This window comes from Erythrobacter sp. S57(2025), assembly GCF_057365055.1.
This window is the reverse complement of record NZ_CP200299.1, coordinates 2,290,001-2,302,389: the sequence shown is the minus strand read 5'-3', so window position 1 is coordinate 2,302,389 and position 12,389 is coordinate 2,290,001. Positions and strand designations below refer to the sequence as shown.

Annotated in this window: 11 protein-coding genes (1 of these 11 cut by a window edge); 6 read left to right on the top strand and 5 right to left on the bottom strand. The window is 57.0% G+C overall.

The window, feature by feature from the left end:
- Together AC0V6N_RS11055 and AC0V6N_RS11050 are read right to left on the bottom strand one after the other, a co-directional pair.
- Entirely contained in the window at positions 1 to 561 is a 561-nt protein-coding gene (locus AC0V6N_RS11055; RefSeq protein WP_486171603.1) for a YceD family protein, read from the bottom strand.
- Between the two features lie 12 nt (positions 562 to 573).
- The gene (locus AC0V6N_RS11050) at positions 574 to 1,101 is read right to left on the bottom strand and encodes a ubiquinol-cytochrome C chaperone family protein (protein WP_486171602.1); all 528 of its coding nucleotides are present in this window, start codon (positions 1,099 to 1,101) and stop codon (positions 574 to 576) included.
- Positions 1,102 to 1,402: 301 nt separating this feature from the next.
- Between AC0V6N_RS11050 and AC0V6N_RS11045 the strand changes: the two genes are divergently transcribed.
- The 6 genes from AC0V6N_RS11045 (at position 1,403) to AC0V6N_RS11020 (ending at position 8,332) form a co-directional block, all read left to right on the top strand.
- Entirely contained in the window at positions 1,403 to 1,858 is a 456-nt protein-coding gene (locus AC0V6N_RS11045; protein WP_486172475.1) for an outer membrane protein assembly factor BamE, read from the top strand.
- Between the two features lie 71 nt (positions 1,859 to 1,929).
- A complete protein-coding gene (hslV, locus tag AC0V6N_RS11040) occupies positions 1,930 to 2,490 on the top strand; it encodes an ATP-dependent protease subunit HslV (RefSeq protein WP_486171601.1) in 561 nt (186 codons plus the stop codon).
- Between the two features lie 21 nt (positions 2,491 to 2,511).
- On the top strand, positions 2,512 to 3,813 hold the full coding sequence (gene hslU, locus AC0V6N_RS11035) for an ATP-dependent protease ATPase subunit HslU (protein ID WP_486171600.1): 1,302 nt from the start codon (positions 2,512 to 2,514) through the stop codon (positions 3,811 to 3,813).
- 108 nt (positions 3,814 to 3,921) lie between these two features.
- A complete protein-coding gene (locus AC0V6N_RS11030; protein WP_486171599.1) occupies positions 3,922 to 4,911 on the top strand; it encodes a hypothetical protein in 990 nt (329 codons plus the stop codon).
- A 47-nt stretch (positions 4,912 to 4,958) separates the two neighbouring features.
- Positions 4,959 to 5,354 (top strand): ACT domain-containing protein, encoded by a 396-nt coding sequence (locus AC0V6N_RS11025; protein ID WP_486171598.1) that lies wholly within the window; start codon positions 4,959 to 4,961, stop codon positions 5,352 to 5,354.
- A 113-nt stretch (positions 5,355 to 5,467) separates the two neighbouring features.
- The gene (locus AC0V6N_RS11020; RefSeq protein ID WP_486171597.1) at positions 5,468 to 8,332 is read left to right on the top strand and encodes a M16 family metallopeptidase; all 2,865 of its coding nucleotides are present in this window, start codon (positions 5,468 to 5,470) and stop codon (positions 8,330 to 8,332) included.
- 9 nt (positions 8,333 to 8,341) lie between these two features.
- Here the strand turns inward: AC0V6N_RS11020 and AC0V6N_RS11015 are convergent, their stop codons facing one another.
- The 3 genes from AC0V6N_RS11015 to AC0V6N_RS11005 form a co-directional block, all read right to left on the bottom strand.
- Complete coding sequence (locus tag AC0V6N_RS11015; RefSeq protein WP_486171596.1) at positions 8,342 to 10,204, bottom strand: ABCB family ABC transporter ATP-binding protein/permease; 1,863 nt, start codon at positions 10,202 to 10,204, stop codon at positions 8,342 to 8,344.
- Positions 10,205 to 10,280: 76 nt separating this feature from the next.
- The gene (locus AC0V6N_RS11010) at positions 10,281 to 11,279 is read right to left on the bottom strand and encodes a retroviral-like aspartic protease family protein (protein ID WP_486171595.1); all 999 of its coding nucleotides are present in this window, start codon (positions 11,277 to 11,279) and stop codon (positions 10,281 to 10,283) included.
- Between the two features lie 96 nt (positions 11,280 to 11,375).
- Positions 11,376 to 12,389 carry the 3' portion of a lipopolysaccharide biosynthesis protein gene (locus tag AC0V6N_RS11005; RefSeq protein WP_486171594.1) on the bottom strand. It continues 411 nt past the right edge of the window, so 1,014 of the gene's 1,425 nt are visible here — the last part of the coding sequence; its start codon lies beyond the right edge, outside the window — the gene reads right to left on this strand; it ends in the stop codon at positions 11,376 to 11,378.

The window sequence follows — 12,389 nt, the reverse complement described above, 5'->3', positions numbered from 1 at the left end:
TCAGTCTTTCTTCAGCGCGGCCAAGGCCTCTGCCAGCGGGCCCGTCTGCTCGCCCTCAGCCACAATTCCTGCGCGTTTTCTCGCCTCTTGCGCACCCGGACCTTCAGCATAAGGATCAATCGCCAAGCCTAAAGACTGCGCAACAGCTTCACCCAGATCGAATGTGTCGCCTGCGTAGTCGATCTCATCGCAGTCTTCGGCGTCCAACTCGACTTCAATCTCGCCATCTTCCTGTTCATTGGGAGAGAGCGTGCCCGCTTCGACGAAGCGCAGGTCGAGCGGTTCATTGATGCTGACCGGGAAATCCTCGCCCGAGATTGCGCAGGACTGATGGATTTGAGCCTCTAGCGTGCCTGTTGCACGAATGCTGGAGGCGCGAAGTTCCAATGCCACCTGCGCGCGCAGAGTATCAATTGCAGGCAGCCCAAACCGATCGGCCAGCGCCGCGCGTTCCTCAACACTGGCTTCAATCACCACGGGTTCTGCAGGTAGGCCCTTGGTCTTGATCGGGCGCGAAAGTTCGGGTTCGATAGTCACGGCATTGGTCGCATGATTGATCACAGGGAGGCGCGCTTACCAGATTGTGTCGGCTTTGAGCACCTGTTGATCGTCAAACGCTGCTAAACGCTCCGAAAAAGCGAGCAATTTGTGGGCAACGCATTGCGCAGATGCCTCTTCGTCAGCCTCTTCGCTGAAGGTCACGTTGCGGCCCACTGCACTGATTAGCTTTTCGCGGTCATTTGCGACCAAGGCGCTGCGATAGGCACCCAGCCTGCCGCCAAGCACGCTCATCAATTTGCCCATGCGTTTGCCCACGACCACATCATTCACGCCAAACTCGCGCAATTGCCCGTCCATATCCTCGACGAACAATTCGGCCAGCAGAGCGCTCTCCGCGCGCATTTCGCTCGCTTCGATGCGCACCATCACAGTGCAAAGGACAGCCGTGATCAGGTCAAATCGCCCGCCAACACTGTCGGCCACGTTGCAATCGGAATAGAAACTCGGTTCACGCGCCAGCTCGACGACTTTGTGCCACAAAGGTCGCACAGCCTCGCGCGGGTCAGGGCCAGTGCCCAAAAGACGGGAGATAAATGACATTCTTTGTCTTCCAAATGCGGCGGAGAGCGGATTGCACCAATACTGAGACAAACCGCGATGTCCGCTTAAGTATCCCGGTTAAATTGTAAACAATGTGCCGGGATACAAGTCGCATTCAGCCACAATTCACGCCTCTGACCCCAGCTCAGCGCTCTTGCGGCGTTGCAAGCGCTCGCAGGACGGCTTAAGGCCGACGGCGCAATATAGAGCCGCGCGAATTTTGCGCGTTTCGACACGGGTTAGACAGGATCGTTAAGCCACCATGGGTGTGAATTTTTCAAAGCCACGTTGGACCACAGGCATGCTTTCAGGCCGAGTGGCCAAGGTAACTGTGCTCAGCTGCGCATTGCTGGCGCTGGGCGCGTGCTCTTCCATCCGCGAATCGCGCGGATTTGTGAATGATCCGCTACTGACCCGCTCGATCCAGCCAGGCATTGATAATCAGCGATCGGTCGAAGGAACGCTGGGCCGGCCGACTTTCTCCAGCCAATATGGCGAACCTGTTTGGTACTATATCTCTAGCGTCACGGGCCGCCGTCCTTTCGTGCGTCCACGCATTCAAAACCACTCGGTTCTGGCCGTGCGGTTTGATGCAACCGGCAATGTCGCCTCGGTTGAGCGCAGCGGTATCGAAGAGGTCGTGCAGCTTTCACCGGATGCCGATCTGACACCGACTTTGGGCCGCGAACGTGGCTTCCTCGAAGACCTGTTCGGCAATATCGGCCAGGTTGGCGGCGTGGCTCCGGGCGGCCAGTAGACGCTGGTCTGCGGGCAACGCAAAGCCTGCCATAACTTGACCCTGTCGGCGAAGCGCCCATATCGCGAAGCATGACAGATAACTCGGCAAGCCACGGCCTGATCCAGTGGCACGGCACCACCATCATCGGCGTAAAGCGCGGCGACAAAGTCGTCATCGCGGGCGATGGTCAGGTCTCCATGGGCAACACCGTTATGAAACCCAATGCGCGCAAAGTGCGACGTATTGGCGAAGGTGAAAAGGTCGTCGCAGGCTTTGCAGGCGCAACCGCCGATGCCTTCACTCTGTTTGAGCGGCTTGAGAAAAAGCTTGAGCAATATTCCGGTCAGCTGATGCGGGCCGCGGTCGAGCTCGCCAAAGACTGGCGCACAGACAAATACCTGCGCAATCTCGAAGCCTTGATGATCGTGGCGGATAGCGAAAGCCTGCTGGTGTTGACCGGCAATGGCGATGTGCTTGAGCCTGAAGGCGGGATTGCGGCGATTGGTTCGGGCGGCAATTACGCGCTCGCCGCCGCACGCGCTCTTTCCGACTATGAGGGCGATGCAGAACAGATCGCGCGCAAGGCTATGGCCGTTGCAGCGGATATCTGCGTCTTCACCAATGGCAATCTCACGGTCGAAACCGTCTAAGATCCTTTTGCGAAAGCTATCATGATAGATAACCTTACTCCCAAGGCGATTGTCGCCGCTCTTGATGATCACATTATCGGCCAGAAAGATGCCAAGCGCGCGGTTGCCGTCGCTTTGCGCAATCGCTGGCGGCGCCAGCGGCTCAGCGCAGATTTGCGCGATGAGGTAACGCCCAAGAACATCCTCATGATTGGCCCCACAGGCTGCGGTAAGACAGAGATCAGCCGCCGGCTGGCCAAGCTTGCCGAAGCGCCTTTTGTAAAGGTTGAGGCGACCAAGTTCACCGAAGTCGGTTATGTCGGCCGTGACGTAGAGCAAATTGCGCGCGATCTGGTCGAAGAGGCAATTCGTCTGGAGAAAGAGCGCCGCCGCGAATCCGTTCGCGAGGCAGCATCAGAGGCCGCGATGGAGCGGCTGCTCAATGCGTTAGTGGGCGAAAACGCCTCTGAAGCTACGCGCGAGAGCTTTCGCCAGCGGATCACCCAAAACGCGATGAATGATGTCGAGGTTGAAATCGACGTCACTGACGCTGCCACGCCCGGCTTCGATATGGGCAATATGGGCGGCAATTTGCAGATGATCGACCTGAGCGACATGATGGGCAAAGCCTTTGGCAAAAAACCCACGAAGAAGCGCAAACTGCGTGTACCCGAAGCATGGGACAAGCTGGTCGATGAAGAGGCGGACAAGCGGCTCGATGATGAAGATGTCGCCCGCGTCGCGCTTTCGAATGCAGAGACAAACGGCATCGTCTTCCTCGATGAGATCGACAAGATCGCCGTCAGTGATGTGCGCGGCGGATCGGTTAGCCGCGAAGGTGTGCAGCGCGATCTGCTGCCTTTGATCGAAGGCACAACGGTGGCGACCAAATATGGCCCGATGAAAACCGACCACGTGCTGTTTATTGCCAGCGGCGCTTTCCATGTGGCGAAGCCCTCTGACATGCTGCCCGAATTGCAGGGCCGCTTGCCCATCCGGGTGGAGCTGCGCGCGCTCACACAAGAAGACTTTGTGCGCATCCTGTCCGAAACCCGCGCTAATCTCGTCCAGCAATATCGCGCTTTGCTCGGCACGGAAAAGGTCGAGCTCGACATCACTGAGGACGCGATCACGGAGGTCGCGAGTATCGCTGCCCGCGTCAATGAAAGCGTTGAGAATATCGGTGCGCGGCGGTTGCAGACGGTGATGGAGAAACTGCTGGAAGAAATCAGCTTCGAAGCCGAAGAGCATGAGGGCGAGACAATCACAATCGACGCCGCTTATGTGCGCGACCGCCTGTCTGATTTGGCTGGCAACACGGACTTGTCGAAGTATATTCTATAGAAATTCAATAAAAAGGCTTTGCGGAGCGCTAGTAAAAATACTTTGCAAAGTAATTGGACAATTTAGGGCTTTGAATATAGACATTCCATGAATTGATATGGGGGTGTCATGAAAAGTTTCTCGATTGTATTCGTTTCGTCTATTCTACTCGGTGGATGTGCGCTTGGCGGTGAAGTGAGGCCGCGGACGGCGGGCGAACTCGCGTCAGGTTACACCTATATTCCCATTGATCCCCTACCCGTTGAGTATCGTGCCAGTGATCCTTATCACTGTGGTATCTTTTATGGCGGAGAGGAAAGTGGGTTGGTGTTAGAGCGGCCGGTGGTTGCGCTACCCAATAACACGGTGAGGATCGGAATTCAGCAATTCACCGCAAATGGCGGGGTGCAATTCGGGGTTGGTGAAACGACTGGTTCAAAAGGGAAATACAAGGTCACTGTAGATTACGTCAATGTCGATACCATTAGCCTTCCATTCGACCTTTTTTGGAAGAACAATGAAGGTGAAACAATTCCTTACAGTCCTAACCTAGTCGACGAGGGCCTTTACTCGGTCTCAGACTTGCATGTGCGCCGCCTCGACATTGAACCCTCATTGACTGAGTCAGAAGTGGGTATTGCTGGAAAATCAAAAAGTGGTCGAAGCACTACCGTGTCAATACCAGTCTATGTTGGTGTTGGCGTAAGAGTTATAGCTGATGTCGCCACTACGAAGTCTAACGTGTCTATCACCGGATTGGGAGCAATAGGGGCTAACGCGAACCTTGATGTGCTGACAGGTACTATGGTTGCACAGACTTTGGGCGTTAGCGGCAGGCCGGTGTCAGCGGCTATACCAATACAAAGCAGTTTGGATTCAACGTCGGTAGAAAATGCTCTGGTTGGCATAGGGTCTGTGCGAAGCTTGATGTATGATGATGAGACCGAAACCACACCTCAAATTGTCGGTTTTTATCTGCCCTTCCGGGCCGATCTGGAGCTCATAAATCGGATAATTGCTCAGCTTTCCATGAGGCGTCCATATTGGCAGCCTTCATGTCAATTCTACACTTCTCCTACGCAGGGCAGCTCTGCGGCTGCGCCACTTAGCGGGGGATGAGGTCCTTATCGATTGCACCGATTACCAGTGACGGTGTAATGGAATGAATGGATAAAAAACCCGTCTCTGATCTCAATGCCATGCTGACAGGTATGGCGCCAAAGCTGTCGGAGTGCGCATGGGCCTTTCATGAGATCTCAGATGCGAGCTTCATTCCTGAAACCGCCTTTGCTCTGATTCGTGAAGAAGAAGGCATGGCGTGCATCTTGCCTGCTCAGGCCGCGGCTCCAGATGCGCGGCATTTTGCCAAGATCACGTTGCAAGTGCATTCCGATCTTGAAGGGGTGGGGCTGACAGCGGCGGTTTCCACAGCGCTCGCGACGTCCGGTGTTGCCTGCAATGTGATTGCGGGCCTTCACCATGATCATCTGTTCGTGCCGTGGGATCGTCGCAAAGATGCGCTTGCGCTGCTCGAAAAGCTCAGCACCGACGCGCGTCGATAAAAGTCACCCGTCCAGCGACCATTGCGTGCATTTGCGGTTGATCCTGCCGTGCGCGCGCGCTTTACTCACCCCGACGCAAATCTTTGATTACGTGAGAACGGGGCCTTTACATTATGATCCGCAATCTACTGCTCGTTAGTGCAGCCGCCATCGGCTTGGCTGCTTCCGCTCCGGCTCTCGCGGAGGCGCATTCCGAAGCCACAACAAGCGCCCCGACGCTCAGCGCGCCAGAGATCGAATACACGATGTGGACGCTGGACAACGGCCTGCGTGTGATCGCGATCGAAGATGACACGACCAGCACCGTCACCACTTCGCTTTGGTACGATATTGGATCGAAACTTGATCCGGCTGGCCGCAGCGGTTTCGCGCATCTGTTTGAGCATATCCTCAGCCGCAAGACCGAGAATATGCCTTATAACATGATCTATGGCCTCACCGCTGATATTGGCGGCACGCGCAACGCCTCTAACTGGATCGACCGCACAAATTACTTTGAGCAGGTGCCCGCGGCCTATCTCGAAACGATGCTGTGGACTCACCGTGAGCGCATGGCGAATGTCGTGGTTGATGACGAAGTGTTCGAAACCGAGCGAGGCGTTGTGAAAGAGGAACTGCGCCAGCGTGTGCTTGCGCCGCCCTATGGCCGCCTCCAACGCTTTGTCATCCCGGAAAACGCATACGATGTGATGCCGCACCGTCGACCTGGCATTGGTTCAATTGAGGATTTGGATAACGCAACGCTCGACGACGCGCGCGCTTTTTACGAGGCGTATTATGGCCCCGATACGGCGACTTTGATTGTTGCGGGTAACTTTGAGATGAGCAATTTGCGCTCGCTGGTCGACCGGTATTTTGCCGATATTCCGCGCCGCGCCAATCCGGTTGATCTGGCCATTGAGACGCGAGAGCCAGAGGTCTCCGGCCCGCGTACAGTCAACGCCACCGCGCCCAATGTGCCGCTGCCGGTGATTGGTGGGGTTTGGAAAGGCGTAGAATCAACCCACCCCGATGCCGCGGCACTCGAAGTGCTTTCCGCGATCATGGACCGGGGCGATAATAGCCGCTTTGCTGCCGCGCTCATACGCACAGGACAAGCGGTGCAGACCTTTGGCGGATCATCTTCTTTCCGTGAGGCGGGGCAGTTCGGCGCCTTTGCTGTGGTGCGCGGTGAAGAGCAAATGGAAACCGCGAGCGCTACGCTTGATGCAGAGCTGGAGAAGCTTCGCACTGAGCCAGTGAGTGATGCGGAATTGGCTGAGGCCAAGAATGAGATCATGGCCAGCACTTTGCGCCGCCGTGAAACCGCGCGTGGCCGGGCCTTTGAACTGGGCGAGGCATTGGTCTCCACCGGCGATCCCGATGCGGCAGACGCGCGGCTCGCCGCGATTGTTGCGGTGAGCGCAGATGATGTGATGCGCGTTGCCGCGACATATCTCGACCCGCAAAAGCGCGTGACGGTGACTTACCGCGCGGGCGAAGATGATCCGGCGAGCTATGCCAATCCTGTGCCTTTGCCTGAGTTCCGCACGCTGCCCCCGGCGGTTGGTGAAATTCGCGAGGTTAAACCAGAGGGCGAACGCCAAGCGCCTCCGGGACCGGGCGTAACCCCTGAAGTGGCCGCACCTGAAATTGTCGAAGGCACTTTGACCAACGGTATTGAAGTCGTTGCGGTGCAAACCGGCGATGTTCCGATCGCGACCATTTCCATGCTGATGCCGGGTGGCAGCAAAACAGACCCACGTGAGCTTGCCGGTCTTGCACAGATGGCCGCTGGCCTTGCGGACAAAGGCATCAATGGCATGGATGCCGCCCAAATTGCTGCGCGTTTTGAAAGCCTGGGCGCAAGCTTTGGTGGCGGCGCGGGCAGCGATGGCACTTCATTCAGCCTTACCGCACCAGTTGCCAATCTGGATGAAGCAGGCTCGCTTGCTGCCTCAATCATCAAAGGCGCGATCTACCCGACAGAAGAATTTGAGCGCGAACGCGCCCGCGCATTGGACGGTTTGCGGGTCGCGATGAATGAACCGGGCGGCCTTTCGCGTATGGTCACCCGCGTCGCGATGTATGGCGATGCGCCTTATGGCACCCAGCCGGGCGGCACGTCTGAGACTTTGCCCGCCATCACGCGTGACCACTTGCTCGAACACCGTCAGCGCTATTTCCACCCAAGCCGGATGAAGATCGTAGTGTCTGGCGGTATTGATGCAGACACCGTGATGGCAACCGCAGAAGCGATGTTTGGCGATTGGAGCACTCAAATGCGGGCGGGCCCGATCCCAGCCGAAGCTGCTGGCGAAGCGCAGCCGGTGAGGACTATCGTGATTGATATGCCAGAGGCGGGACAAGCATCGGTTATTGCGACATCGCGCGCGCTGTCACGCACTGACCCTGATTACTACGCGCTTGAGCTCGCCAATAGCGTGCTGGGTGGGGGATCAAGCGGGCGATTGTTCGACGAAATTCGCACAAAACGCTCGCTTAGCTACGGCGCCTATTCCTCGTTTGCCGACCGGCAGGACACGTCGCTGCTGATTGCCAGTGCGCAGACCAAGAACGATACAGCCGATGAGGTCGTGCAGATTTTCCTCGATGAATTTGCGCGCCTTTCCGAAGAGCCTCTGTCTGAAGAATTGCTGGAGCGGCGGCGGCTTTTCCTGAGCGGAGCAAATGCGCGGCGGTTGGAGACAAGCGGCGGTTTTAACGGAACACTTGCCACGTTGCTGCAACAGGGATTGGAGCCAAGCGAAGCGGTGCGTTTTGCTGAGCGTTTGTCTGCGGTGGACGCGGATGCGGCCAATACAGCTGCGCGCACCTATGTCGATCCTGAGCGCACGACCATTATCGTGGTTGGCAATGCGGCTGAGTTTGTCGAGGACTTGCAGGCGATCCGCGACAATGTTGAGATTATCTCCGCATCGGCACTGGATCTAACGCGCAGTGAACTCTCGATCGTGGAAACGGTGGCCGACGATTAACGGGGGCGACTAGATACGAGCAGGCTCGGCGACTTCCTCAGCGTTATCGTCAGCCTGCTCATTCGCCTGCTGCGCCCACATATCGGCATATAGCCCGCCTGCTTTAAGCAGTCCGTCATGCGTGCCGCTTTCAACAAGCTCGCCTTGGTCGAGCACGAGAATTCGGTCCGCATCGGCAATCGTTGAAAGCCGGTGAGCAATCGCAATTGTGGTGCGTCCGCTCGCAAGGCGGCGAAGTGTGCCGAGGATCTCCTGCTCGGTCCGTGTATCGAGCGCACTCGTCGCTTCATCGAGCAGCAGGATCGGCGGGTTCTTCACCAGAGTTCGCGCGATGGCGACCCGCTGTTTCTCTCCGCCCGACAGTTTAAGGCCGCGTTCGCCCACGGTGGTTTCGAACCGGTCTGGGAGGCGTTCGATCAGTGGCATCAATGCAGCGTCACGTGCGGCCTGTTCCACCACCGTATCATCAGCGCCTTCTGCGCCGTAAGCGATGTTGTATTCCAGCGTGTCATTGAACAATACGCTGTCTTGCGGGACGATGCCGATGGCTGCGCGCACGCTTTCCTGCTGCGTTTTGGCAATGTCTTGCCCGTCGATCAGAATGCGGCCTGATTGCGGATCGTAGAAGCGGAACAGCAGACGTCCGATAGTGCTCTTGCCCGCTCCGGATGGGCCAACAATCGCCAAAGTGCTGCCTGCGGGCACCTCAAAGCTGAGGCCTTTAAGGATGGTGCGGCCGTCATCATAGCCAAAGGTCACATTGTCGAAGGTCAGCGACGGCTCGTTGATCGAAAGGGCAGGGGCGCCCGGTACGTCTTCAACCTCGACATCTGTATCCATCAGCCGGAACATCTCAGCCATATCGACCAGCCCCTGGCGAATGGTGCGATAGACCCAACCCAGCAGATCAAGCGGGCGAAACAGCTGCATCAAATAGGTGTTCACGAAAACCAGATCGCCAACCGTCAGCTTGCCTTGGCTCCAGCCCCACACGCTAAATGCCATTGCGCCTGCCATCAGAGCATTGGTGATCCCTGATTGGACGACATTGAGCAGGGCAAGCGAGTTTTCCGATTTCACGGCCGCCTTGGCATAGGCGCGGGCGGCTTGACCGTAGCGTTCTTCTTCGCGCCGCTCAGCGCCGAAATATTTCACCGTCTCGAAATTGAGGAGAGAATCGACCGCACGGTGCAGTGCTTTTCCATCCAAATCGTTCATTTCCCGGCGCAGCTTTGTGCGCCATTCGGTGATCCAGCGGGTGACAGCGACATAGGCGACCACTGTAAAAGCGGTCGCAGCAACCAGCTCCCACCCGAAATTTAGGTAGAAGATCACACCCACGGCGATCAACTCGATGGCGGTCGGAGCGATGTTGAACAGCAGGAAATAGAGCATCATGTCGATGCTCTTGGTTCCGCGTTCGATAATCTTGGTCACTTCGCCTGTGCGCCGGGTGAGGTGGAAGCGAAGGCTTAGCCTGTGGAGCCGGTGGAACACGTCCTCTGCCAAGGCCAGGGTCGCCATCTGGCCCACGCGCTCAAACACGACATTGCGCAGATTATCGAACATGAGCGAGGTGAAGCGACCCAGCACATAGGCCGCGACTAGCGCCGTCGCGACTTGAGCAGCGCCAGCAATTTCAGTGGCGGCGGGGCTGCCCTCCATCGCATTGACCGCGCCTTTATAGGCAAAGGGCAGGGCAAGCGTTACGCCTTTTGCGGACAGCACCAGCAACATCGCCAGCACAATCCGCACGCGCAATTCGGGATTGTCGCTTGGCCATAGATAAGGAAGGAACCGCTTGAGCGTTGGCCAACCCTCTGCCTCTGGCGGAGCGGTTGGGCGATCGGAAGAGGCGGTATCGGGTGGCATTACTCTGCGCCATGTGGGCGCAAGGCTGGCCGACTACAAGATACGTCTGATTTAGGCTGCGCTAGAAAGCGTTGGCCTAGAATCCATTGGGTCGCAGCGCATTACCTCTGTTACGCCGCATCGCGCGCGCGACATCTCGTGGCACGTCAAACAGGATGCGTTGCCGGGAAAAATCAATTGCGATCCGATCAAAGATTTTGAGATGGTCCATACCAAGCGCGATGACCGGCCTGTCCCCCAATCCCAAAGCTTCGAATGCAGGCGCATCGGCAAAGGCAAGCGGCACATTTGTGAGCGCGAGTCCTTCAATTGAGAGGCTGCGGACCAGCCCCATATTTCCAGTCATTTCCACGCCATTTACGTCAGTGGTGGTGACTTCTTCTTGGCGTTTGGAGCGGATGCGTTCTTGTAGCACAAGATTGCCGATGCTCGCCTGAGCGCCTGTATCAATGATAACGGTCGCGCGAACGCCTTCGACAAGGGCATCAGTGATCAGCAGCTGACCCAGTTCCTGCTTCGCACGCACGATAATCTCAAAGCCGCGACGGTGATTGTCGATCTGGGTGACATCTTGAACAGCAATCGTTTCTTCGCGGAAATCGATCAGCACGCGAAAGTCCTGCAGGCTATCCAGACCTAGAATGCCATCCGCCCCGACATTACGCCGGTCAAGCACGGGGGAGAGCACGTCGTAGACCGTGTGATTGCCAAAGCTCATCTCATCCACTTCGACGATATTGACAGGCCGCCGGCTGGCCATGCCAACCAACGTGGCGGTGCCGGAATGGGTCAGCTCAAGTCCTTCATTAATCTGATGTGTGACGGCAGTCGCCTGACTGCCAGTATCAATCATGAAGTCAAACGGACCCGCCCCATCGATCAGGACAGGAACGGTGTAGCGATTATACCGCTCCTCTTCCAACGCCAGGATCTCGGTTGCCGGATCCGCGAGATTGGGAGCAATCGCTTCTATATTAGGGGTCTGCGGGACAATGGGCGGTTCAACCGCAGTCGTCGCCGCGCTCGTTCCAGCAAGATTTGCGGCCATGGCGGGGAGTGCCCAAAGAAGCGTCATGTGTTCATCCTGTCCCAATTGCGCGGCATGTCAGGGATGCCGCGATTGAAAAGCAGAGTATCAGACAGTCGCTCTAAGCCCAAATGTTGAGATGCCTCACGCAGCGGCGGTTGGTGGCTCGTGATGGCGAAGCATTGCCCAAGTGTCTTTTACAATACCGCGATAACCGAACCAGAATGTCGCCCCATAGGCTCCCGCTCCCAGCACTGCGTGGAACGCGAGCGCGCCCAAAGGTGACGCAATCGGCAATAGCGCTTGAGCGAGCAATACAATCACGGCCATAACAGCGCAGGCCAAAGCAATCGGAGCAATAGCACCGATCAGCGCGGGCAGCGATACGCCTATACGCGGCAGCGTCACGGCCAGTGTAATCGTCATGAGCGCGGGCGCCGCGATCCACCAGCCTTGCACCAAACCCATCGCCCCTTGGCTCACGCCCCATAGGAAAACACATGGGAAGATGATTGCACCGCATATATTGGTGAAGAGATGCACGCGCGGGCGGCCCATCGCATTTGTGACGGGCGAACAGATCAGCTGAAGCGCAAAGGCTGGCATCACTATGGTGAGCCCTTGGAAGATAGGAATCAGCTCCAACCACTTATCGCCCATCAGAACTTTGATTGCATTCTCGCTGGTCAGTGTGAGGCCTATATATATTGGCGCGCTCACCATCATCACCATGCGTGCGGTCTTAAGGAAGTAAGGTGCAAGCGGCTTTTCAGCCCGGTGCAACTCTGAATACGCAGCAAGCGCGACTTCATTGATTGGCGGGATAAAGCGCGCGGTGACGATCAGGGTCAGGAACAAAGCCTGCGTATAAAGGCCTAGGTCGTAGGTTGAGAGAATACGGCCAGCGATAACGACATCGCTCTGGCTCTGGATAATCCAAAACAGCTGGCACAGGGTTAGCGTGCCTCCAAAGGTGAAGAGATCCCATGCGCCTGATGGGTTGAAGACAGGACGCACCCATAGCTTGGCGGCCCACATCAATCCGATCGCTTTGCTCACAAACATAGAGATGCCGGAATAGACAAGCGCCCATACGCCCCAGTCCATCCATGCCAGCACAAGCGCGGTCACCGCACCAACAACCGCGCTGATCATATT

Coding starts and splice junctions, on each gene's coding strand:
- AC0V6N_RS11050 (WP_486171602.1), bottom strand. CDS start 1,101: ATGTCATTTATCTCCCGTCTTTTGGGCACTGGCCCTGACCCGCGCGAG.
- AC0V6N_RS11045 (WP_486172475.1), top strand. CDS start 1,403: ATGCTTTCAGGCCGAGTGGCCAAGGTAACTGTGCTCAGCTGCGCATTG.
- hslV (WP_486171601.1), top strand. CDS start 1,930: ATGACAGATAACTCGGCAAGCCACGGCCTGATCCAGTGGCACGGCACC.
- hslU (WP_486171600.1), top strand. CDS start 2,512: ATGATAGATAACCTTACTCCCAAGGCGATTGTCGCCGCTCTTGATGAT.
- AC0V6N_RS11030 (WP_486171599.1), top strand. CDS start 3,922: ATGAAAAGTTTCTCGATTGTATTCGTTTCGTCTATTCTACTCGGTGGA.
- AC0V6N_RS11025 (WP_486171598.1), top strand. CDS start 4,959: ATGGATAAAAAACCCGTCTCTGATCTCAATGCCATGCTGACAGGTATG.
- AC0V6N_RS11020 (WP_486171597.1), top strand. CDS start 5,468: ATGATCCGCAATCTACTGCTCGTTAGTGCAGCCGCCATCGGCTTGGCT.
- AC0V6N_RS11015 (WP_486171596.1), bottom strand. CDS start 10,204: ATGCCACCCGATACCGCCTCTTCCGATCGCCCAACCGCTCCGCCAGAG.
- AC0V6N_RS11010 (WP_486171595.1), bottom strand. CDS start 11,279: ATGACGCTTCTTTGGGCACTCCCCGCCATGGCCGCAAATCTTGCTGGA.